This window comes from Arthrobacter sp. Y3221160, from assembly GCF_059092585.1.
In genome coordinates this window covers 2,261,267-2,283,104 of the sequence record NZ_JBNHHU010000001.1, presented here as the reverse complement: position 1 = coordinate 2,283,104, position 21,838 = coordinate 2,261,267, and the positions used below count along the sequence as shown (strand labels likewise).

24 protein-coding genes are annotated in these 21,838 nt (G+C 69.3%); 5 read left to right on the top strand and 19 right to left on the bottom strand.

The window, feature by feature from the left end:
* Positions 1-24 precede the first annotated feature (24 nt).
* The 14 genes from panC to dacB all read right to left on the bottom strand — a co-directional run bounded on the left by panC (position 25) and on the right by dacB (position 13,566).
* Positions 25-930 (bottom strand): pantoate--beta-alanine ligase, encoded by a 906-nt coding sequence (gene panC, locus AC5RWG_RS10680; RefSeq protein ID WP_494166883.1) that lies wholly within the window; start codon positions 928-930, stop codon positions 25-27.
* Entirely contained in the window at positions 927-1,844 is a 918-nt protein-coding gene (locus tag AC5RWG_RS10675; protein WP_494166882.1) for a Rossmann-like and DUF2520 domain-containing protein, read from the bottom strand. Before AC5RWG_RS10675 ends, panC begins: the two co-directional genes overlap by 4 nt.
* Positions 1,828-3,471, bottom strand: a complete 1,644-nt coding sequence (locus tag AC5RWG_RS10670; RefSeq protein WP_494166881.1) for a PH domain-containing protein — start codon at positions 3,469-3,471, stop codon at positions 1,828-1,830. Before AC5RWG_RS10670 ends, AC5RWG_RS10675 begins: the two co-directional genes overlap by 17 nt.
* On the bottom strand, positions 3,468-3,980 hold the full coding sequence (locus AC5RWG_RS10665) for a PH domain-containing protein (RefSeq protein ID WP_494001934.1): 513 nt from the start codon (positions 3,978-3,980) through the stop codon (positions 3,468-3,470). Before AC5RWG_RS10665 ends, AC5RWG_RS10670 begins: the two co-directional genes overlap by 4 nt.
* Positions 3,973-4,470: a DUF3180 domain-containing protein gene (locus AC5RWG_RS10660; RefSeq protein WP_494001933.1), complete on the bottom strand. Its 498-nt coding sequence runs from the start codon at positions 4,468-4,470 to the stop codon at positions 3,973-3,975. The genes AC5RWG_RS10665 and AC5RWG_RS10660 overlap by 8 nt, the downstream gene beginning before the upstream one ends.
* Positions 4,471-4,492: 22 nt before the next feature.
* Positions 4,493-5,002 (bottom strand): 2-amino-4-hydroxy-6-hydroxymethyldihydropteridine diphosphokinase, encoded by a 510-nt coding sequence (folK, locus tag AC5RWG_RS10655; protein WP_494166880.1) that lies wholly within the window; start codon positions 5,000-5,002, stop codon positions 4,493-4,495.
* Positions 4,999-5,382 carry a dihydroneopterin aldolase gene (gene folB / locus AC5RWG_RS10650; RefSeq protein WP_494157280.1) on the bottom strand — a complete coding sequence of 128 codons (384 nt, stop codon included), beginning with the start codon at positions 5,380-5,382 and terminating at the stop codon, positions 4,999-5,001. The genes folK and folB overlap by 4 nt, the downstream gene beginning before the upstream one ends.
* 8 nt (positions 5,383-5,390) lie before the next feature.
* Positions 5,391-6,296 (bottom strand): dihydropteroate synthase, encoded by a 906-nt coding sequence (folP, locus tag AC5RWG_RS10645; RefSeq protein WP_494157279.1) that lies wholly within the window; start codon positions 6,294-6,296, stop codon positions 5,391-5,393.
* A 25-nt stretch (positions 6,297-6,321) separates the two neighbouring features.
* Positions 6,322-6,930 carry a GTP cyclohydrolase I FolE gene (gene folE / locus AC5RWG_RS10640; RefSeq protein WP_494001929.1) on the bottom strand — a complete coding sequence of 203 codons (609 nt, stop codon included), beginning with the start codon at positions 6,928-6,930 and terminating at the stop codon, positions 6,322-6,324.
* Between the two features lie 10 nt (positions 6,931-6,940).
* A complete protein-coding gene (gene ftsH / locus AC5RWG_RS10635) occupies positions 6,941-8,980 on the bottom strand; it encodes an ATP-dependent zinc metalloprotease FtsH (RefSeq protein ID WP_494001928.1) in 2,040 nt (679 codons plus the stop codon).
* A gap of 156 nt (positions 8,981-9,136) precedes the next feature.
* Positions 9,137-9,688, bottom strand: a complete 552-nt coding sequence (hpt, locus tag AC5RWG_RS10630; RefSeq protein ID WP_494001927.1) for a hypoxanthine phosphoribosyltransferase — start codon at positions 9,686-9,688, stop codon at positions 9,137-9,139.
* 15 nt (positions 9,689-9,703) lie between these two features.
* Positions 9,704-10,816, bottom strand: a complete 1,113-nt coding sequence (gene tilS, locus AC5RWG_RS10625) for a tRNA lysidine(34) synthetase TilS (protein WP_494166879.1) — start codon at positions 10,814-10,816, stop codon at positions 9,704-9,706.
* Positions 10,813-11,976, bottom strand: a complete 1,164-nt coding sequence (locus AC5RWG_RS10620) for a zinc-dependent metalloprotease (protein ID WP_494023925.1) — start codon at positions 11,974-11,976, stop codon at positions 10,813-10,815. The genes tilS and AC5RWG_RS10620 overlap by 4 nt, the downstream gene beginning before the upstream one ends.
* 174 nt (positions 11,977-12,150) lie before the next feature.
* Positions 12,151-13,566, bottom strand: a complete 1,416-nt coding sequence (gene dacB, locus AC5RWG_RS10615; protein ID WP_494166878.1) for a D-alanyl-D-alanine carboxypeptidase/D-alanyl-D-alanine endopeptidase — start codon at positions 13,564-13,566, stop codon at positions 12,151-12,153.
* A gap of 165 nt (positions 13,567-13,731) precedes the next feature.
* Between dacB and AC5RWG_RS10610 the strand changes: the two genes are divergently transcribed.
* The 3 genes from AC5RWG_RS10610 to AC5RWG_RS10600 all read left to right on the top strand — a co-directional run bounded on the left by AC5RWG_RS10610 (position 13,732) and on the right by AC5RWG_RS10600 (position 15,571).
* Positions 13,732-14,217, top strand: coding sequence for an inorganic diphosphatase (locus AC5RWG_RS10610; RefSeq protein WP_494001923.1), 486 nt, complete (start codon positions 13,732-13,734; stop codon positions 14,215-14,217).
* A 200-nt stretch (positions 14,218-14,417) separates the two neighbouring features.
* Positions 14,418-15,044, top strand: coding sequence for a hypothetical protein (locus tag AC5RWG_RS10605; protein WP_494166877.1), 627 nt, complete (start codon positions 14,418-14,420; stop codon positions 15,042-15,044).
* A 101-nt stretch (positions 15,045-15,145) separates the two neighbouring features.
* Positions 15,146-15,571, top strand: a complete 426-nt coding sequence (locus tag AC5RWG_RS10600) for a DUF1761 domain-containing protein (RefSeq protein ID WP_494166876.1) — start codon at positions 15,146-15,148, stop codon at positions 15,569-15,571.
* 94 nt (positions 15,572-15,665) lie between these two features.
* On the opposite strand, the gene AC5RWG_RS10595 is transcribed toward AC5RWG_RS10600, so the two are convergent.
* Both AC5RWG_RS10595 and serS read right to left on the bottom strand, forming a co-directional pair.
* Positions 15,666-16,508 (bottom strand): HAD family hydrolase, encoded by an 843-nt coding sequence (locus tag AC5RWG_RS10595; RefSeq protein WP_494013381.1) that lies wholly within the window; start codon positions 16,506-16,508, stop codon positions 15,666-15,668.
* Between the two features lie 187 nt (positions 16,509-16,695).
* Positions 16,696-17,985, bottom strand: a complete 1,290-nt coding sequence (serS, locus tag AC5RWG_RS10590) for a serine--tRNA ligase (protein WP_494166875.1) — start codon at positions 17,983-17,985, stop codon at positions 16,696-16,698.
* Between the two features lie 98 nt (positions 17,986-18,083).
* On the opposite strand from serS, the gene AC5RWG_RS10585 reads away from it, so the two are divergent.
* Positions 18,084-19,178, top strand: a complete 1,095-nt coding sequence (locus AC5RWG_RS10585) for a diacylglycerol/lipid kinase family protein (protein WP_494166874.1) — start codon at positions 18,084-18,086, stop codon at positions 19,176-19,178.
* A gap of 95 nt (positions 19,179-19,273) precedes the next feature.
* On the opposite strand, the gene AC5RWG_RS10580 is transcribed toward AC5RWG_RS10585, so the two are convergent.
* The 3 genes from AC5RWG_RS10580 to AC5RWG_RS10570 form a co-directional block, all read right to left on the bottom strand.
* On the bottom strand, positions 19,274-19,603 hold the full coding sequence (locus AC5RWG_RS10580) for a hypothetical protein (RefSeq protein WP_494013383.1): 330 nt from the start codon (positions 19,601-19,603) through the stop codon (positions 19,274-19,276).
* Between the two features lie 82 nt (positions 19,604-19,685).
* Positions 19,686-20,612: a prephenate dehydratase gene (gene pheA / locus AC5RWG_RS10575; RefSeq protein WP_494001916.1), complete on the bottom strand. Its 927-nt coding sequence runs from the start codon at positions 20,610-20,612 to the stop codon at positions 19,686-19,688.
* Entirely contained in the window at positions 20,612-20,938 is a 327-nt protein-coding gene (locus AC5RWG_RS10570) for a rhodanese-like domain-containing protein (RefSeq protein ID WP_494001915.1), read from the bottom strand. The genes pheA and AC5RWG_RS10570 overlap by 1 nt, the downstream gene beginning before the upstream one ends.
* A 131-nt stretch (positions 20,939-21,069) precedes the next feature.
* Between AC5RWG_RS10570 and AC5RWG_RS10565 the strand changes: the two genes are divergently transcribed.
* Positions 21,070-21,813 (top strand): Type 1 glutamine amidotransferase-like domain-containing protein, encoded by a 744-nt coding sequence (locus AC5RWG_RS10565; RefSeq protein ID WP_494001914.1) that lies wholly within the window; start codon positions 21,070-21,072, stop codon positions 21,811-21,813.
* The last annotated feature ends 25 nt before the right edge of the window (positions 21,814-21,838 follow it).

Below are 21,838 nucleotides of genomic sequence, written 5' to 3'. Positions count from 1 at the left end.
TCCCGGAGCTTCCATCCGCGGACGTCAGTAGCCGAGCTGCGCGTTGTCGATCAGCCGAACCGAGCCGACCTGCGCGGCGACCAGCACCAGGGCCTCGCCGGTGAACGGGGTCTCCCTGCAGTTGAAGGCCAGCGGCTCGAGCGTGCGGGGATCCACCACTTCCAGGTAGTCCAGCCGGACGGGCGGCACCGACTCGATCATGGCCAGCGCGCCGTCCACGTCCAAGGGTTCGTGCCGGTCGGCCTGTCCGCGGAGGTACGCCAGGCTGCGGGAAAGCACCAGCGCCGCTTCCCGCTCGGCGTCGTTGAGGAAACGGTTGCGGCTGGAGAGTGCCAGCCCGTCGTCGTCGCGCACCGTGGGCACACCCACAATGTCCACCGGGAAGTTCAGGTCGGCCACCATCCGCTTGACCAGCACAAGCTGCTGCGCGTCCTTCTGGCCGAAGTAGGCGCGGTAGCCGGCCGCGCCGGCCGCCGCGGGCAGCCCGTAATGGAGCAGCTTGGCCACCACAGTGAGGGCGCCGTCGAAGTGGCCCGGCCGGGAGGCGCCCTCGAACTTCGCGCCCAGCGCACCGGCGTCGATCCTGACCAGCGGCTCGCCGTCCGGGTAGACCTCTTCGACTGCGGGGGCAAACACCACGTCCGCCCCGCACGCCGCCAGCAGGTCCAGGTCGGCTTCCAGGGTGCGGGGGTAGCGGTCCAGGTCCTGCTGCTCGCCGAATTGGAGCGGATTCACGAACACGGAAACCACGACGACGTCGCACGCCTGCCGCGCGGCCCGCACCAGCGCAGCGTGGCCTGCGTGCAGCGCTCCCATGGTCGGGACCAGCCCCAGCGAAGGCCGCCCGGCGGTCCCGGCTGCCGCCAGCAGGCCGGTCGTGGCGTCCTTCAATTCGGCACGGGTTTTCACCAGGCGGGGGCGGGTCGTCACGCGTTCTCCTCCGGACGGGACTGGGCAAGGATGTCCAGGATTTCGGTTGCGCGGGCCTCGTTCAGCAGGCCGCGCTGCAGGGCACGCTGGGCCGTCGCCCGGGCCAGCTCCTCGTAGGCCAGCCGGATGTCGGTGCCGCCCGAATGCACCTCGCGGCGCAGCAGCGCCTCGTGGTGGCTGCGGACGGTGCCGGCGTCGCCGCGGGCCACCGGCCCGGTCAGGGCCGCTTCCCCGGAGGCCAGCGCGTTCTCCAGGGAGGCCCGCATCAGCCCGCTGAGCACCCGGTCCGGCTGCTCCACGCCGGCCTCGGCCAGCAGTTGCGCCGACTGGGCCGCGATGGTCACCAGATGGTTCGACGCGTGCGCCAGGGCGGCGTGATAGAGCGTGCGGTCCTTCTCGGCGATGACCACCGGTTCGCCGCCCATCTCCACGACCAGCGCCTGGGCGATCGGCAGCACCGTGGCCTCGGCCGTCACCCCGAAGCTGCAGTCATTGAGCCGGGCCAGGTCCAAGCTCATGCCCGTGAACGTCATGGCCGGGTGGATGGCCAGCGGGATGGCACCCTTGGCCCGGGCCGACCCCAGCACGGCGGTGCCGTAGCGTCCGGAGGTATGCACCACGAGCTGGCCCGGCTGCCAGACCCCGGCCGCGGCCAGGCCGTCCACCAGCTCCGGCAGGGCATCGTCCGGCACCGCCAGCAGCACCAGTTCGGCCCGTTCCACGATCTCGGGGATCTGCAGCACCGGGACGCCGGGCAGCAGGTTCTCCGCCCGCTCCCGGCTGTCCTCGGACACCGCTGACACCCCGACAACGGCGTGCCCCACGCCGCGCAGCGCGGCACCGAGGACGGCGCCGACCTTGCCGGCACCGATCACGCCGATGCCCAACCGTCCGGGCCTACTCCTGCCCGCCATCGCGGCCCTCCTTGCTTCCTTGTGGTTCGTCCTGCTGCGCCGGCCCGCGGACGCCGCCCGCGGGCCCCTCGGCCGCCCCGGGGACGGGACCGGCCCCGGACTCCCGGGCTTCCAGCCAGCGTTCCGGGACGCTGCGGCGCCGGGCCGCGGCGGCCCGGACCGACTGCTCGTCGAAGAGCCGGCGGGCGGTGTCGGCGTCGACCTGGTAGATCACCGGCGTGACCGGTCCGGCGGTCGTATGCAGGCGCAGGTCCGCCACGCGCAGGCGGCGGGCCAGCGGGCCCTGGTGCAGCGCGATGGACTGGGTCCGCTCGTGCGGCACCACCGAGAGGCTGCGCCAGAGCCTGCCGCTGCGGGCCAGCAGGGCGGTCCCGGTGACGGCGAAGCCGTTGCGCCGCCAGGTCAGCCAGGACAGCCACCGCACCCGCCGCGGCGAGGTGACGAATCCGCCGTCGGAGGCGCCGGCGTCGTCCCTGTCCTTGCCCGCGATTCCGTCAAGGCCCGCCCCGAAGACGGTGAACGGGTCCTCGGTGCCCGGGTCCGGGAGCACCAGCGCAAGCATCTGCATCACTTCCTGCTGCGTGCCCACCGGCAGCAACGTGGTGCGGGCGCCCGCGTTTTCCGCGCTGAGTCCGTAGCCGGCCACGTTCACGCGCATCCGGTACCAGCCCTTGAGGCGCCACAGCGGCGACTGCATGATCTCCACGGCCTGCACCCGGCCGGGCGGGACGGTCTGCGCCCGGGTCTCCAGCAGGCCGTAGCGGAGCCGGATGCCGTCCGGGGAGATGGCGGCGCGGAAGTTGTAGCCGGTGCTGAACGTGGACCAGTAGCCGGCCACCACGCCGAACGCCGCGGGGACCAGGAAGGCCGGGCCGAACGCGGCACCGAACACAAAGGTCGAGAGCCCGGCCGCGATCAGCATGATGAGCAGGAACAGCGTGGTTCCGGACAGCAGCGCCGCGCCGAGGATACGTCCGCCCGGGATGGCCAGGATCTGCTGTTCGGGGGCTTCGGCCACCGCTTCCTGGGGGTGCGCGGGATCGCCGCGCAGGCCGGCCGCCCGGGCCAGGATGGTGGCGCGCAGCTGCTGCGCCGACGCCAGCGGCAGGTAGGCGAGCCGCACGGCCGATTCTCCGGCGTCGGCCACTTCGAATTTAAGTTCGGCCAGGCCGAAGATCCGTGCCAGCAGCGGCTGGATGACGTCGATCGCCTGCACCCGGTCCAGCCGCGCCTGGCGGTGCTGGCGGAACAGGACGCCGGAGTTCACCCGGACATGGTCGTCGGTGACCTGGTACCGGGTGAACCACCAGGAGAGGAAGAATCCGCCCACCAGCAGCACCGCGACCACGACCATGACCAGCACGGTCCAGACGGCGCGGCCGCCGCTCAGTCCCCAGAACTCGTCGCCCCGGAACATGGCCTCGAACCAGTCCCGGCCGAAGAAGTAGGCGATCGCCGCCAGCGCAATCCAGCCGCGGACCAGCGGCGAAACGGGGTGAACCCGGTGCCAGGTGCCGGTGGCGTCCGGTGCCAGGGGCACCCCTTGGGAGGCCGGCACTACTTCGCCGGGCGCATCCGGCCCCTGCCCGGGCAGCGGGGCCTGCCCGTTGCTGCCGGGTACGGTCATAGCCCGGCCAGCCTTGCCTGCCCGCGGTCGGAGAGTTGTTCGCGCAGCCGGGCTCCTTCTGCCGCCGGCACCCCCGGAATGCCGGCGTTGGTCTGCGGGCTGGCGGTGTGCAGCTTCACCGAGCACAGGCCGAAGGCCCGCTCCAGCGGCCCCACGCCAACATCCACGTACTGCATCCGGCCGTAGGGGACCACCATGACGCGCTGGAAAAACAGTCCGCGCCGGATCAAAAGGTCCTCGTCGCGTTCGGCATACCCGATGGCCCTGACCTGGCGCGGGATCAAGAGCCCGGCCCAGACGCAGAGCGCGAGCGTGCCCAGGCTCAGCAGCCAGCCGAGCCACGCCGGGAAGCCGGGCCAGAGGCCGGTCAGCGCCAGGACGAGCGGGGTGGACAGCAGGGCGACGGCGACGACCGTGAAAATGGCCCAGCTGACCAGTCGTACGGTGACGTACTTGGGCGAGACCCGGATCCAGCTGATGCCGGCCGGATCGATCGCTTCGCTAGGCATACTCCCCCTCGCCTTGGGCCTCGGTACCGTTGTCCTGGGCCGCTTCGGTGTCCTCGGGCGGAAGTTTGCAGAAACGCTCCACCACCAGCCCGATCACCACCATGACCAGGCCACCGCCCATCATAGCCAGCACGGCCGGCAGCGCCCCGAGGCCGGGCCGGTACAGCAGCAGCATGAGCTGGTCCACCATGATGCCGCTGTGCCAGCCGAAGATCAGCGACCCGGCATAGGCGCAGGCCTGCGCCAGCACGAGGGTGCGGGCCGCGAGTACCGGATTCAGCTCCTTGTCCCGGTTGCCGTTGCGCCAGCGGCGCACCTTGAGGCCGAGCACCAGGGTGAAGACGGCGATGGCGGCCATGGTCGCCAGCGAGGAGAGGTGCAGGACGGGCACCGGCAGCCCGCCGCGCCCGGCGAGCAGGTTGCCCAGCCAGCCCAGCACGGCCGTGACGACGGCGATGGTCGCCAGCCAGCGGTATCTGATGGTCCTCACGAAGCCCCCACCCCGCCGGACACTATTGACCGGCTTCGAACGGCTCGGATTCGTAGGGTTCCACGCCGTCCAGGTCGCCAGCCGCCTTGGCCAGTTCGCCGACCGGGACGCCGTTGAGCGTGGCGTTCGAGTCCATCCAGGCCCAGGGCGCCAGCACGAAGGCGCGTTCGTGCGCGCGCGGGTGCGGGATGACGAGGTTCTCGTCGTTGAGCACCAGGTCGCCGTAGGTGATGATGTCCACGTCCAGCGTCCGCGGCCCCCACCGCACTTCGCGGGTGCGGTGGTGCTTGTTTTCCACGGCCTGGCAATGGGCCAGCAACTGGTGCGGGTCCAGGTCGGTCTCCACCTCGAGCACCATGTTCAGGTAGTCCGGCTGGTCCTCGGGACCGCCCACCGGCTTCGTCTGCACCACGGCCGAGACTTCGCGCAGCCGCACGTGGGGGGTGTCCACCAGGTCCGCCACCGCGTGCGAGAGGGTGTCGCTGCGTGCGCCGAGGTTGCTGCCCAGCGCCAGGACCGCGCGGACGCTCATGGCTGCTCCCGGTAGATGCTGACCGTGACATCGGAAAACTCCACCTGGATGGGTGCCTGCGGCTTGTGCACCGTGACCTCGACCGCCGCCACGGCGAACGTGCGCAGCACATGGTCGGCTATCCGTTCGGCCAGTGTTTCGATCAGCTGCAGGGGCTCGCCGGCGATGATCGCGTCCACCTGGTCGGCGAGCTCGGCGTAGTTTGCGGTCTTCGCCAGGTCGTCGTCGGCCGCGGCGGCCCGAATGTCGGTGTGGAGGGTGACGTCGACGACGAACGGCTGGCCGTCGCGGCGCTCATGCTCCAGCACGCCGTGGTAGCCCGTGGCCTTGATGCCGGAAACCCTGATGAGGTCCGGCCGTGCCGGAGATGCTGGCGTCACGTCCCGGCCTACTTGGTCCAGGCGGCGGCGACTTTGACCGCGTCCAGCGAGGCGCCGGCGTCGTGCACGCGCACGCCCCAGGCGCCGTTGGCGGCGGCCAGCGCGGAGACCGCCAGCGTGGCCTCGTCGCGTTCCTTGGGTGCGGCGGCCTTGCCGGCGGTGGTCAGCAGGGAACCGAGGAACCGCTTGCGTGATGCGCCGACCAGCACCTTGTGGCCCAGTTGCGCGATCCGGTCCGTGGCGCGCAGCAGCTCCCAGTTGTGTTCGGCGTTCTTGGAGAAGCCCAGTCCCGGATCCAGGATGATCTGCTCCGGCTCCACGCCGGCGGCGACGAACTTGTCCCGCAGGTCGGTCAGCTCCGCGAGGACCTCGGCCACCACGTCCTGGTAGTCCGCCTTGGGGTCGACCTCGCGGGCGTCCCCGCGCCGGTGCATCAGGATGTAGGGGACCTTCCGCTCGGCCACCAGGGCGGGCATGTGCGGGTCGTGGGTCATGCCGGAGACGTCGTTGACGATGGCCGCCCCGGCGTCCAGCGCCTTGGCCGCCGTGTCCACGTGCATGGTGTCCACGCTGATCAGGGCGCCGGCCTTGACCAGTGCCTCGATGACGGGGAGGATGCGCTTCTGCTCTTCCTCGGGAGTGATCGAGTCGGCGTTGGGGCGGGTGGATTCACCCCCGACGTCGATGATGTCGGCGCCGCCGTACAGCAACTTCAGCCCGTAGGCGATCGCCGCTTCCTTATTGGCGTGGTCGCCGCCGTCGCTGAACGAGTCCGGGGTGACGTTCAGGATGGCCATGACGACGGCACGGTCGGTGGGCAGGTCCGCGAACTTTTTCGGCTCGCGCGCCTTGCGCAGCACGGGCAGCGGCGACGTGGCGGGCCCGGTTCCGGGGACTGCGGCGAGTGAATCCATCTATCTGTACCGTCTCTTCTCTTCGCTATCGTCCGATAATCAGGCTCATGGCCTCGGCTCGGGTGGCCTGCTCGCGCAATTGGCCGCGCACGGCCGAGGTGACTGTCTTCGCCCCCGGCTTGCGGACCCCGCGCATGGACATGCACATGTGTTCGCATTCGACGACGACGATCGCGCCCTTGGGCTCCAGGTACTTGACCATGGCCTCGACGATCTGCGTGGTGAGGCGTTCCTGCACCTGCGGGCGCCGGGCGTAGATTTCCACCAGGCGGGCGAGCTTGCTCAACCCGGTCACTTTACCGTCATGGGACGGAATGTAGCCAATGTGGGCGGTGCCGTGGAACGGGACCAGATGGTGCTCGCAGGTCGAATAGAACGGGATGTCCTTGACCAGCACCATTTCCTCATGGTTGATGTCGAACGTGGTGCCGAGAATGTCCGCCGGGTCCTGATGCAGGCCGGCAAACACCTCCGCGTACGAACGGGCGACCCGCTGCGGGGTTTCCCGCAGGCCTTCGCGGTCAGGATCTTCGCCGACGGCGATGAGGATTTCGCGCACCGCCTTCTCGATCCTGGGCAGGTCGATCAGCGGGTCGAACTCCAGCTCGGCGACAACGTCATCGTATTCGGTCACGTCTGTGATCCTAGCTGCTGGCGCCGGGTACGCCGCTTCGGCCGTCATCCCCGGGAAGGTCTCCGCCGGCCGGATTCGGGTCCACGATCACGGCCCCGTGGCTTCCTTCCTGCTGCTGGCCGTTGGCGGCCGCTTCCCGCTCCCGGCGGGAGACCACCGGCGGGATGTTGTGTACCGGCCGGGTTTCCTTGGACAGCCACACGTCCCGCAGCTCGCGGCGGCGCAGGTCGTGGAAGATCTCGGCGATCTCACGCTGGTTCAGCGTCTCGCGTTCCAACAGCGCCAGGGCCAGCCGGTCCAGCACGTCGCGGTTCTCGGTCAGGATCGCGTAGGCCTCGTCGTGGGCGTCGTCGATGAGCCGGCGCACTTCCTCGTCCACCACGAAGGCGACGTGGTCGGAGTAGTTGCGTTCGTGCGACATGTCGCGGCCCAGGAACGGCTCGCCGCCGCCCTGGCCCAGCTTCACGGCACCCACGCGTTCGCTCATGCCGTACTGGGTGACCATCTGGCGGGCGGTGCTGGTGGCCTTCTCGATGTCGTTGGACGCGCCGGTGGACGGATCGTGGAAGACGATCTCTTCGGCCACCCGGCCACCCATGGCGTAGGCGAGCTGGTCCAGCAGTTCGTTGCGGGTCACGGAGTACTTGTCGTCCTCCGGCACCACCATGGTGTAGCCCAGGGCGCGGCCGCGGGGCAGGATTGTGACCTTGGTGACCGGCGCGGAGTAACGCAGCGCGGCCGCGACCAGGGCGTGTCCGCCTTCGTGGTAGGCGGTGATCTTGCGCTCGTGTTCCTTCATGACGCGGGAGCGCTTTTGCGGCCCGGCCATCACGCGGTCGATGGCTTCGTCCAGCGCCCGGTCGTCGATCAGCTGGGCGTTGGACCGGGCGGTCAGCAGGGCGGCTTCGTTGAGCACGTTGGCCAGGTCGGCACCGGTGAATCCGGGCGCACGCTTGGCCAGGGAACGCAGGTCCACGCCCGGGGCCATGGGCTTGCCGGCGGCGTGCACCTGCAGAATCTGGTGGCGGCCTTCCAGGTCGGGGGCCTCGACGGCGATCTGCCGGTCGAACCGGCCCGGGCGCAGCAACGCCGGGTCCAGCACGTCGGGACGGTTGGTGGCGGCGATCAGGATGACGTTGGTCTTGACGTCGAAGCCGTCCATCTCGACCAGCAGTTGGTTCAGCGTCTGTTCGCGCTCGTCGTTGCCGCCGCCCACGCCGGCACCGCGGTGCCGGCCGACCGCGTCGATTTCGTCCACGAAGATGATGGCCGGCGAATTGGTCTTGGCCTGTTCGAACAGGTCCCGGACGCGGGAGGCGCCGACGCCGACGAACATTTCGACGAAGTCGGAGCCGGAGATCGAGAAGAAGGGGACGCCGGCTTCGCCGGCCACGGCGCGGGCCAACAGGGTCTTGCCGGTACCGGGCGGGCCGTAGAGCAGCACGCCCTTGGGGATCTTCGCCCCGACGGCCTGGAATTTGGCCGGTTCGGAGAGGAACTCCTTGATTTCGTGCAGTTCCTCCACGGCCTCGTCCACGCCCGCGACGTCGGCGAAGGTCACCTGCGGCATGTCCTTGGTGATCATCTTCGCCTTGGACTTGCCGAACTGCATGACCTTGGAACCGCCGCCCTGCATGCGCGAGAGCAGGAACCAGAAGATCAGGCCGATGATCAGGATGGGCAGGATCAGGCTGATGAAGCTCATGAACCAGTTGTTTTCCACCGGCTGGTCGGTGAAGGTGTCCACGTCGGAGGCGTTGATCGCGTCCACGATGTCCGGACCGCGGTCGCGACTGTAGAAGAAGGTGATCGACTTGCCCTTGTTGGCGTCGTCGATGACCAGGTCTTCGCGCAACGTCAGGTCGACGCTCTGGGCGCCGTCGTTCATCCGGGCCTGTTCCGCCTTGTTGTCCTGCAGCAGTTCAAGTCCCACACTGGTGTCGACGCGTGAAGACTGCGGACCGGCCAAATTGGGCACGGCGATCAGGAGGATGACCAGGACCAGGACAATCCAGATGATCGGTCCCTTGAAAAGGTTCTTCAATTTCATGCGACTTGGGGGCTTGCGCCCGTCCCTCCTGCTTGTCCGCGCGTGATGGCAGCCCTTCGGCTACTACAGCTATACACTGTCCGTCTTCCTTCACGCTCAAGGGAGGGCATTAGTTCCCTCTGGGCGTAGCCTAGCCTGCGGCGGACGGTGCGGCGGTTATTCGTAGATGTGCGGTGCCAGGGTGCCGATGAAGTCCAGGTTGCGGTAGCGCTCGGCGTAGTCCAGCCCGTAGCCCACCACGAATTCGTTCGGGATCTCGTAGCCGACGTACTTGACGTCGATTTCCACCTTGGCGGCATCGGGCTTGCGCAGCAGGGTGCAGATTTCCACGCTGGCCGGGCCGCGCGAAATCAGGTTGGTCTTCAGCCAGGACAGGGTGAGGCCGGAGTCGATGATGTCCTCAACGATGAGCACATGCTTGCCCATCAAGTCCGTCTCGAGGTCCTTCAGGATCCGCACGACGCCGGAGGACTGGGTGCCGGAGCCGTAGGAGGATACGGCCATCCAGTCCATCTTGACGTGGCTGTGCAGTGCCCGGGCCAGGTCCGCCATGACCATCACCGCGCCCTTGAGGACGCCGACGATCAACAGGTCGCGCCCTTCATAGTCCCTGTCGATTTCGGCAGCCAGCTCGGCGACGCGCTGCTGGATCTGCTCCTTGGTGTAGAGGACGTGCTTGAGGTCTGCCTGGACGTCGTTGGAATCCACCACATGCTCCCGGGTCTAGCGGTCTGTCTGGCCGGGGCTGCGGCCAGTTGTTCTCAACACAAGATTGCCATAGCCGGTGCCATCTTGGTGAACCGCGTTGGCAGCAGTCCGGCGGTAGACACTGACGAATCCGGCCAGCTGCACCGGGCCGGCCGAGCCTTGGCGGCGCAGCAGCGATTCGGCCGCCTGCAGCCGTTCGTAGCTGGGGTTTTCGCCGCCCAGTTCGGCGGCGGCCAGGGCGAGCACGCGGTGCTTCATGGCGGCCGGGAGTTGTTCCATGCCTTCCCGTGGCAGCTCCAGCCCGTCCGGTGTGACCACCCGCAGCCGGCGGTATTCCTCGGCCGCCTGTGCCTGCAGGTAGTCGGCGTCGGCGGCCAGAATCTGTGCCGACCGCCACAGCGCCTGGGCGACGCCGGGACCCATCTCGTCTTCCAAGAACGGCATCACCCGCATCCGGATGCGGGAGCGCATGTACTGCGGATCACTGTTGGCCGGGTCGTGCCAGGGCTGCAGCCCGGCAACCGCGCACACCTCCTCGGTGTCTTGCCGGCGCAGCGACAGGAACGGGCGCAGATACCGGCCCCGCTTCACCGGCATGCCGGCCAACGACCGCGTGCCCGAGCCGCGGCCCAGGCCCAGCAGTACCTGCTCGGCCTGGTCGTCCAGGGTGTGCCCCAGCAGCACCGCCGCGGCCCCGAGTTCCGCCGCGGCGGCATCCAGCGCCGCGTAGCGTGCCGTCCTGGCGGCCGCCTCCGGTCCCATGCCGGCCGCTTCCACGGCAACCCGGCGGACCTGGACCGGGGCCAGTCCCAGCGTTTCGAGCTGCAGCCGGGCACCCTCGGCCACCGCCGCGCTGCCCTGTTGCAGGCCATGGTCGACGACGACGGCCCCCACCCGATAGGGACGGACGCCGTTGCGGGCCGGCCGGTTGAAGAATTCCGCCGCGACGGCCAGGGCCAGCGAATCCGGTCCCCCGCTGCAGGCCACCAGCAACAGCTGCGGTTCGGCGCCGCGGGCGGTCGCTGCCGGCGGACCGAACTGTTCCAGCGCCTGGCGCAGCTGGTGCCGGGCGTCTGCCACCCGCGGATGCAACCGGGGCTTGCGCCGGTCCGCTGCAACACCGCTCATGCGCGGCTGAGGTCCATCCGGCTGACCCACAGGTCGGGGTGGTGGATCTCCTCTTCCGTGGGCAGGTTTTCGGGACGCTCCCAGACCTGGTTGAAACCCTCCATGCCGATCTGCCGGGTCACCGCACGGACGAACTTGGCGCCGTCGGAGTACTGCCGGGCCTTGGCATCGAGGCCCATGAGTTTGCGGATCCAGTTTTCCAGCGCGCCGCGGCTCTTGCCGCGCGCGTTGAAACGTTGGCGGATGGTCTTGACCGTCGGGACCAGCGAGGAATCGACCGCGTCCATCACCACGTTGGCGTGGCCCTCCAGCAGGCTCATCACGGCGGTCAGGTGGGAGAAGACGGCCTTCTCTTCCGGCCCTTGGATCAGATCGAGGAGGGAACCCTTCAGCGACGAACCCGGCCCTTCGCCGTCGTCCTTTCCGCTGTCCCTGGCCGCGGCGACGGCCGCCTTGACCGTCTGCTGCAGCCGCTCGCCGAGGGTGTCCGCCTTTTCCACCAGCGAGGACGACAGCCCGCCGATCTGCTCCATCATGTGGTCGCGCAGCCAGGGGGCCGCGGCGAACTGCACCCGGTGGGTCTGCTCGTGCAGGCACACCCAGAGGCGGAAGTCGGCGGGCACCACATTCAGTTCCCGCTCCACGGTCACGATGTTCGGCGCCACCAGCATCAGCCGCCCGGCGGCCGGGCCGCCGGGCAACAGGGAGCAGAAGGGGTCGTACTGGCCCAGCACCTTGCTGGAGAGGAAGGAGAGGATGGCGCCCATCTGGGTGCCGGTGAGCACGCTGCCCACGGCCGTGGTGGCGTTCTTGAGCTGATCCGGGCGCTTTTCGGCGAGCGCGGCGATAGCCGGGGCCAGCATGACCTCGAAACTGCGGGCGTTTGCCCTGGACCAAGCGGCGCGGTCCACGATCAGCACATCGGAGTCGCGCAGGTCGCGGGCGGCCTCCAACCCGGTGATGCGGTGCACGTGGTCCACCGACTCTTCCGCCAGCCGGCGCATCTCGGCCACGGCGGCGCGCATTTCCGCGGCCTTCATCCGGGGGCCGGCGGGGGTCAGCGTGGCTGCCGTGGACGCGGCCAGTTCCCAGTTGACCAACCGCGGGGCGGGGCCTGGGGTGGCGCCGGATTCACTGGGGGTCGGTGCGCTACTGTCCATGCGTCCCATCAGATCACATCAGCGGCGAGCCGGTCACTACCGGCGGGCATCGATTGGAGCAGCTCGGCGGCCGTGGCTCAGCGGCCGGGGTCGGCGGAAGAGTAGCCGGCGGCCGTGGCTCAGCAGCCAAGGTCGGCGGAAGAGTAGCCGGCGGCCGCGGCTTCCGGGCCTGGCTCAGCGGCAGCCGCAGCCGGCCAGCACGGTCGCCGCCCGGTCGGCGGCCACGCGCGCGGCGTCGGTCGAGCCTTTCAGGCCGTTGGCCACGAAGGCGAACACCAGCAGGCGTCCGTCGGCGCTGGCCACATAGCCGCTGAGCGACGTCACGGTGTTCAGGGTGCCGGTCTTGGCCCGGACCAGCCCGGCGCCGGCGGGGTTGTTTTCCAGGTAGCGCCCCGACAGGGTGCCGGTCAGGCCGGCGACCGGCAGGGAGCCGATCCCGGCCCGCAGGTCCGCGTCCTCGGAGGAGGTCATCAACCTGACCGCCGCGGCCAGCTGGGCAGGACTGACCCGGTTGTCCATGGACAGGCCGCTGGCATCGGCGAGCACCATGCCCTCCACGGGAATGCCCGCCAGGCCCGCCGCCTCGCGGATGGCTTCGGTGCCGCCCGCGAAGGAGCCGGGCTTGCCCGCCGCCACGGCCGTGTTGCGCGCGAGGACCTCCGCCACGTAGTTGTCCGAATGCTGCATCATGTATGCCACCTGATCGGCCACGCGCGCGGAATCCGCCTCGGCCAACACGTCCGCGTCAGCCGGTGCCGCTTCCCGTGCCACCGCGGCCTTCACCGTGAGTCCCTGCCCGGCCACGGCTTCGGCCAGCGCGTCGCGGAACGCCGCCCCGGCCAGCGCGGCGGCGTCGGCCACCAGGTCGCCGCCGCCGTCGGCCTGTTCCCGCCCGGCGTACAGGGCGAGCGGGTACACGGCGGAAATTTCGCCGTTCTTCACGTCGCCCGGGTCCCAGGCGGCGCTGATGACGGCCCCGGAGTAGAGGGAATCGTCCACCGCCACCGAGAGTTCACCGGTGTACCCGTCGGCGGCCAGCTGCCCGGCCGCTTCGGCTGCCAGCGTTGCCAGCCCGGCTTCGCCCCAGACCGCGCCGGGCTTGGATTCCCCGGCACCCAGCAAGGCATCCCCGCCGCCGACCAGATAGACCACGCCCGGCTTGCCGCCGCGCTTGACCGAGGTAGTGAACCGGTGGCCGGCACCGATGGTGTCCAGGGCGGCGACGGCGGTCAGCAGCTTCAGGTTGGATGCCGGCACCAGCGGCTCGCCGGCTGCCTCGTCGTACAGCACGTCGCCGCTGGCCGCGTCGGTGACGATCCCCGTGAACCCGCCGGCGCCGTCGAACGCCAAGGCCCGGTCCAGGGCCGCATCCAGCACGGCCGGATCCGGCACCGGCGCCTCGCCGGCCGGCTTAAGCGGCTGCGGCTCTGCCAGCTCGGTGGGCGGCAATTGCGCCGCAGGGGTGCTGATAACCGGCTCCGGCTCCGGCCAATCGATGGCCTGGCCGAGGTTCAGGGCGGCCGGCACGGCCAGCACGGCGAAGACGACTGCCAGCAGCCCGGAGGTGAGCACACGGAAGCCACGCCCCATGCTGCCCCTCCTGAGGATCTTGAAGTGTTGGGAACGCCCCGCGCCAACCCCGATGCCGGTACGGAAGGGCAAGACCTATATCGTTAAGCGTAGTCCGGCGCCGGGCCACGGCCGTGCATCGGCGGCGCCGAAGCCAATTTCCGAACGCCTCCAAGGAGCGAAGCCATGCAGCATGACGTCACCATCGAGATCCCCAAGGGTTCGCGCGTCAAGTACGAAATCGACCATGAAACCCACCGCCTCCGCCTGGACCGGGTGCTGTTCACCTCCATGCAGTACCCCACCCACTACGGCTTCTTCGAGGACACCCTGGGCGAAGACGGCGATCCGCTGGACGCGATGGTCATGCTGCAGGACTACGACCTGCTGCCCGGTGTCGTGGTCGAATCCCGCCCCATCGCCGTCTTCAACATGACCGACGACGGCGGCGGCGACGCCAAGGTGCTGTGCGTTCCGGCCGACAAGCGCTTCGACCACATCCAGGAGCTGTCCGACGTGCCGGAGTTCCTCGTCAAGGAAATCGAGCACTTCTTCACCCGCTACAAGGACCTGGAGCCGGGCAAGTGGGTCAAGGCCGAGGGCTGGGCCGACCGCGCCGCCGCCGAGGCCGAACTGGAAGCCTCCATCCGGCGCTTCGCCGCCCAGGGCTAAGGCCAACCGGCGACGAACGGCCGGGCAGCCACGCCCGGCCTGAACCGAGCCTTGCCGCTCGAAACCGGCAGGAACAGCGACGGCGGTCCGGACCCTTCAGGTCCGGGCCGCTTTTGCCTTCCCCGGGGGCGACCGGCGGCAGGACACACCAGCCAACCGGAATCGGTTGTTCCTGCCCGGACGGGCGCAATACTGGTGCCATGTACGTGCTCACGATCAACCAGCGCGATTCCCGCGAGGCGGGCGACCAGGTGCCCGCCCTGATCAAGGCGCTGCGCCACCTGCCCGCGGCGATCCCCTTTCAGCGGTCTGTCGGCGACGAAGCGATCGGCGCGGTCGAGAAGCCATCCACGGCCATCGACGCCGCCCTGATCGCGCTGCGCGCCAGGCGCTGGCATGTGGGAATCGGCGTGGGCGAACTGCGGCCGCCGCTTCCGGAGGACATCAAGGACGCCGAAGGGTACGGCCTGGTCTACGCACGGCGCGCGGTGAACCGGGCCCGGAAAACCGGTGAGCGCGTTCCGCTGGCCGTGTCCGGGCCCGATGCTGAGGTCGCCGCCGAAGCAGAAGCCGTGCTGCGGCTCATCGGCCAAATCGTCGCCACCCGCACCGACGCGGAGTGGAAGGTGCTGGACCTGATGACGCCGGGAGCGCGCGGCCAGCAAAAGTACGTTGCCGAAGAACTGGGCATCACCAGCCAGGCCGTGAGCAAGGCGGTGGTCCGCTCGCACTGGGTGGAGGAGTGGGCCTGCCGTCCGGCCGCCGCCCGGCTGCTGGACCTTGTCCACGGGCCCGCCTCCCCGGCCGCCGTCGCCCCGCCGCGCTGACGGCCCCGGAAGCTACGGCAATACCGGCGGGCGGCGTCTAGACTCCGAGGGAGACGGCGCCCGCCTCCGCCCGCGGGTCAACGACACAAGGAGTGTTCAATATGGTTCCGGAGATCAACATTTGGGCGGTCATCGTGGCCACCCTTTCGACCCTGATCGTCGGATCTGTCTGGTACACGCCGAAGGTCTTCGGCAACTACTGGATGAGGGTTGCCAACGTCAGCCCCGGCGACGGCAAAAGCGCCGTACGCCCGATCATCATCACGGTGATCGTCAGCCTGATCAGCGCGTGGGTGCTGGCGGGTTCGGCGGCCATCGCGCAGGATTTCTACGGCGGCAACTTCCTGTGGAACACGGTGCTGACCGCCATCATCCTCTGGGCCGGCTTCACCGCCGCCCGCTTCGCCACGCACGATGCCTTCGAGGGCCGGCCGGTCGGACTGACCGTCCTGAACACCGTGCACGAACTCGTGACGTTCCTGGTCATGGCACTGGTCATCGGCCTCTTCGGGATCAGCGGAGCCTGAGAACCGCAGCCCCCACTATCGAGGCAGCCGGCGGCAACAGGTGTGCCCGGGATTCACCCGGGCACCTCCTCCGGGTGGATCAGCCGGGCACGCCTCAGTCCAGCAGGCTGCGCAGCACGACTGCTGCCCCGTCTTCCTCGACGGTTCCCGTGACCTCGTGGGCGACGGCCAGGACCTCCTCGGGCGCCTGTCCCATCGCGACGCCCCGGGCGGCCCAGTCCAGCATTTCGATGTCGTTGCGGCCATCGCCCATGGCGACGGTATGCGACGGCTCGACGTCCAGCTTCCGGCGCAGGGATTCCAGCGCGCTGGCCTTGGTCACGCCGTTGGCCGCGATGTCCAGCCACGCGGTCCAGCCCACCGAGTACGTCACGCCCTTGAGCCCCGCCGTGTCGATGGCTTCCTTGAACTCCTCGGGAGTGTTTTCGGCGCTGGAGACCACCACGCGCACGGCCGTGGACTCCAGCAGCGCCTCGAAGTCGACGCCCTTGGCCTCGATGCCGAAGCTGGCGTCCTGGAAGCGCTCCGTGGCCAGGAAATTGCCCTCTTCGTCCTCGAGCGCAAACTTGGCGGTGGGCAGCTTGGACCGCATCACCCGCAAGGCCGGTCCGGGGTTGAACGTCACCCGGTCGATCACCTCGTAGCCGTCCTCCAGCGACGTGTCGATCCGAAGGGTGACACCGCCGTTGGAGCAGACGGCGTACCCCTTGGTGACGCCGATCAATTGGATGATCGGCAGCGTTGCATTCAGGGACCGTCCGGTGGAGACGACCACCTCGTGGCCGGCGTCGACGACGGCGCGCGCTGCTTCGCGCACGGCATCGCTCATGTGGCCGTCGTGGTTGACCAGGGTGCCGTCCACATCCAGCGCCACGAGTTTGCGGGACCCGTTCTCCACGAAGTTGTGGCGCCGGGCTTCGTTTTTATCGTTTGTCATATCTTCCGTAGCAATCCGCTGGTCGTCGATGCCAGCGTTAGCCTTGTCAGCTGTAGTTGTCATGTCCCTAGTCAAACATGGGGGGCAGACACGCGGGTAGGAAATTTTCTACGGGCGAATGAAGTGCCGGTGAACGCGGCCCCGCCGCGACGGCACCGCAGTGCCGCCGGCGGGGCGGAACGGCGCGCTAGGAGAGCACCGGAAGGACGTCCATGCCGCCCAGGTAGGGCCGCAGCGCGGCAGGCACATTCACGGAGCCGTCGGCGTTCTGGTGGTGCTCGAGGATGGCGACGATCCAGCGCGTGGTGGCAAGGGTCCCGTTCAGGGTGGCCACCGCCCTCGTGCCCTTCTTTTCGCCGTCCGCCGAAGCCTGGCGTTCACGGATGTTCAACCGGCGGGCCTGGAAGGTCGTGCAGTTGGAGGTGGACGTCAGCTCCCGGTAGGCCTCCTGGGTGGGCACCCAGGCCTCGCAGTCGAACTTGCGGGCCGCGCTCATGCCCAGGTCTCCCGCAGCGGTGTCGATCACCCGGTAGGGCAGTTCCACCTTGGCCAGCATTTCTTCTTCCCAGGCGAGCAGGCGGGCGTGCTCGTCGGCGGCCTCCTCGACCTGGCAGTAGATGAACATTTCCAGTTTGTTGAACTGGTGCACGCGGATGATGCCCCGGGTGTCCTTGCCGGCGGCCCCGGCCTCACGGCGGTAGCAGGAGCTCCAGCCGGCGTAGCGCGTCGGCCCGGCGGACAGGTCCAGGATCTCGTCCGCGTGGTAGCCCGCGAGCGCCACCTCCGAGGTGCCCGTGAGGTACAGGTTGTCCCGTTCCAGCCGGTAGATCTCGTCGTCGTGCTCCACATCGAAGCCGGTCCCCTGCATGGTTTCGGGGCGGACCAGGGTGGGGGTGATCATGGGGATGAAGCCGTTGGACACGGCCTGGTCCAGCGCCATGTTCATCAGGGCAACCTCCAGCCGGGCGCCCACGCCCTTGAGGAAGTAGAAGCGGGAGCCCGAAACCTTGGCCCCGCGTTCCATGTCGATGGCACCGATCAGCTCGCCGATGGCCAGGTGGTCCTTCGGCTCGAACCCGTCCCGGGCGAAGTCCCGGGGCTCGCCGACCGTCTTGAGCACCGTGAAGTCGTCCTCGCCGCCGGCCGGAACACCGTCTTCGATCCGGTTGGGTATGCTGCGCAGCAGCGATTCCTGCTGGTTCCGGGCGGCATCCGACGCGGCCTGGGCTTCCTTGACCGATGCTGCCAACTCCTTGACCTGGGCCAGAAGCTCTGCCTTCTCCCCGCCCGTGGCCTGGGCCACCTTCTTGCCGAAGAGATTCTGTTCGGCGCGCAGCCCCTCGTAACGGTTGATCGCTTCCCGGCGTGCCGTATCGGCGGCGATCACGGCATCGACCACCGACTCGTCGGCGCCCCGGGCGCGCTGGGAGGCACGGAAAATCTCTGGATTGGCGCGGAGTTCGTTTACATCGATCACCTGCTAAGGGTACCGAAAAAGGCTTTCCGGCCTCGCTCCGCGCCCGCCGCACCCGGTCGCGGGCCTCAATGGGCCAAAGCGGCGGGGCTGGATAGTCTATGACCAACATGACTGCCGAATGGATGCCCGCCCTCATCATCCTGCTAGCGGTGGCCGCCTTGGCGGTGGGATGGCCGGGCCTTCGCGGCATGCTGGGGCGCCGCCGGGCAGCGGTGCCGGCCGCACTTGCGCCTTCCCCGGGCCTGCCCGACCAGCGCGTGGTCTTCATCCTGAACCCGGCCAAGAACGCGGCCGCCGAGGCCCGCCGCGATGTGGAGGCAGCCTGCGCGGCGGCCGGTTGGAGCCCGCCCCTGGTGTTGGAAACCACGCCCGAGGACCCGGGCCACGGACAAGCCAGGCGGGCCATCGCCGAGCGTGCGGACGTGGTGATCGCCGGCGGCGGAGACGGCACGATCCGGGTGGTGGCCTCGGAACTGTCCGGCACCCAGGTGCCGATGGGGGTGCTGCCGCTGGGCACCGGCAACCTGCTGGCACGCAATCTGGGTCTGGATCCGGCGGCCCTGCGGACCAACATCCACGTGGCGCTGCACGGGATCATCCGCAAGATCGACACCGCCGACATCATCTTGGAGAACGAGGCGACCGGCGAACGGTCGCAGGACAGCTTCCTGGTGATCGCCGGCATCGGCGTGGATGCGGATGTTCTGGCCGACACCCGCGACGACCTGAAGCGCCGGTTCGGCTGGATGGCCTATTCCGAAGCCGGCGTCCGCCACCTCGCCGGCCAGCGGGAGCGGGTCATGGTCAGCATCGACGACGGGCCCGCCCGGCCCCGCCGCGTCCGCAGCATCCTGCTGGCCAACTGCGGGAAGTTGCCGGCGGGGATCGATTTCATCCCCACCGCGCAAATCGACGACGGCGAACTGGACATCGTGGTGCTCAGTCCGCGCAGCGCAATCGGCTGGTTGTGGATTGCCGCCAAGACGCTGGTGCGGCACAGCGCGCCGATTCCCGTGATCGAGTATCACCGCGGGCGGAAGGTCCGCATCACGGCGCACGAGCCGATGGGAAGCCAGCTCGACGGCGATCCCTCCGGGCCGGTCACGTCGCTGACCGTCCAGGTCAGGCCGCGGTCGCTGGCGGTGCGCACCGAGTCGCTCCCCTCCGCCGGCAGCCACCGGGTGGCCGACTAGGCCTGCCGCGCCCGGGCGGCCACCTGGGCCGGCGGGCTTGGGCCTGCAGCGGCCGGGCGGCCACCTGGGCCGGCGGCCGCCCGGAACGGAGGTGTTTACGTGTCGTCGCCCCCGGTGTTGAGCGGATCGTCGCTGGCATCGGCCCGGTCGGTGTTGTGCAGTTCCTCGCCCGGAACGTCGATGGGTTGTTCGTCTGCTTCGAGCGCCGGGACATCCGCATCCGGCTGCTGCAGGTCTTCGTCCCGGGGAACCGGGAATTCGCCGGCCGCCTGCTGGTCGATCAACTGCTGCTCCTCGGCGAAGCGCAGGTCGTTGCCCTGGTCCCCCAGGTCGCCCGCGCGATTTTCACTCGGAGTCTGGTTGAGCGCCTCCACCGGCGTCGGCTCCCCGTCCTGGTACTGGTCCCTGTCGTTCTGCTGCGTCATGGTGCTCCGATCCTTGGTTCGCAGGTGCGGTTTTCCTCAGCATACTGACCATAACCGCGGGTCGACAGTCCGGCAGGGCCGGTCAGCGGGCCGACAGCAGGTCCTGCACCCAGCGGTCGGCCTCCCGGAATGCCTCGTCCTGGTTGCGGCGCGGAACAGTCAGTCCGCGGCGGTCGGCGCGCGGGTAGGAGCCCAAGAACCGGATGCCGGGGCTGATCCGGTGCAACCCGCGGACGGCGTCGGCCACCCGCTCCTCGGCGAGGTGGCCTTCGGCATCGAGGCTGAAGAAATAATCTCCCAAAAACTGGCCGGTGGGGCGGGACTCGATCCGGCTCAGGTTCACGCCCCGGCTGGAAAATTGTTCCAGGATTGCCCCCAGCGCCCCCGGACGGTCCTGCGGCAGCGGGACCACCAGGGTGGTCTTGTCGGCGCCGGTCGGAGCGGGCAGGACACCGGGGCGGCTCACCAGAATGAACCGGGTGACGGCGTCTGGAATATCGCCGATATCCTCGGCGAGCACGCGCAGCCCGCGCTGCCGGGCCACCAGCGGCGAGCAGATCGCCGCCTCGTAGCCGGCCCCGGGCTCCAGCAGTCCCACCGCGGACGCCGCCGTCGAGGACGCCGGCAGATATTCCGCTTGGGGAATGTTCGCGGCGGCCCAGGCACGGCATTGCGCCCAGGCATGCGGATGGGTGGACACCACCGCGACGTCTCCCGGCTCGGTTCCGGGCCGGACCGCCAGCACAAAGCGGATGGGCACGAGTTCCTCGCCGATGATGCGCAGCGGCTCGCCTCCCGCGATGGCATCCAGCGTGGCGCTGACGCCGCCCTCGACCGAGTTTTCGATCGGGACCATGGCCGCGCCGGCTTCGCCCGCGCGAACGGCGTCCACGGCGGCGTCGACACTCGCGGCCGGAATCCGGCGCGCGGCAGCCGCCCCGGGAACCTGGAGGAGGGCGGCCTCGGTGAAGGTTCCCTCCGGCCCCAGGAAGGTGTAGACGCCTGCCATTACTGGACCCGGGGCTCCTGCCCGTTCTCCGAGACGATCGGTTTGCCGGCGTCCAGCCAGGCACCCATCCCGCCGTCCACGTTCACCGCCGAGTACCCGTTCCCGTTCAGCCATTCGGTTGCCCGGAAGGACCGACCGCCGCTGCGGCACACCACATGCAGGTCCACGTCGGGGTCCAGTTCCTCCAGGCGCAGCGGCAGCTCGTTGAGCGGGATGTGCACGGCGCCCGCAATGTGTCCGGCTTCCCATTCATAGTCCTCGCGCACGTCCAGAATGGTGGCGTCGCCGCCGATGCTGTTGACATCCACATTCTCGATATCGCTCATGGCAACCTCCGTGATCCGCGGCGGGCCGCGCCGCCGCTGGTGAATTCCTGCTCCGGGCGCACCCGCGATTTGCCCCCTTTCCAAGCCTATAGTGGGATCGTCCGCCGCACCGTAATGAGACAGGGGCACCCATGGCCGCAGACCAGCCGACCATCCTTGCTACGTCCGGCGGAATCACGGCCGGCGTTCGCAGCCGGATCGCGTTCCACCACCTGGTGCACCACGCCGTCGAACTGGCGGGGCCCACGGGGCGGGCACCGAGGCTGGTTCACGTGGGCACCGCCGGCGGCGACCAGCGCTGGCTCCAGGCCGAGCTGGACGAGGCGGCCAGGGTTGCCGGTTACGGCCTGAGCCATCTGAACCTGTTCACCATGCCCAATGTGGCGGACATCGAGGAACACCTGCTGGGCCAGGATGTGGTGTGGGTGGGCGGCGGTTCAGTGGCGAACCTGCTGGCGGTGTGGCGGGTCCACGGCCTGGACGCCATTTTCAGGCGGGTCTGGCAGGCCGGCGTGGTGCTGGCAGGGGTCTCCGCCGGTTCCATCTGCTGGTTCCGTGGCGGCACCACCGACTCCTTCGGCCCCGAGCTGCGGCCGGTCACGAACGGGCTGGCGTTGCTGCCCTACGACAACGGCGTCCACTACGACTCGGAACCGCAGCGCCGGCCGTTGGTGCACCGGCTCGTGGCGGACGGCATCCTGGGCGAAACGCACTGCACCGATGACGGCGTCGGACTGGTCTACCGCGGCACCCATCTGGCCGAGGCGGTCAGCGAGACCGACGGGAAACTCGCCTACCGCGTGACAGCCCAGGCCGGGGACGGGCCCGACGCCATCGCGGTGGAGGAACCGATCGACACCAGGTTCCTCGGCTGACCCGGCGCGCGGATTAGCCCGCACC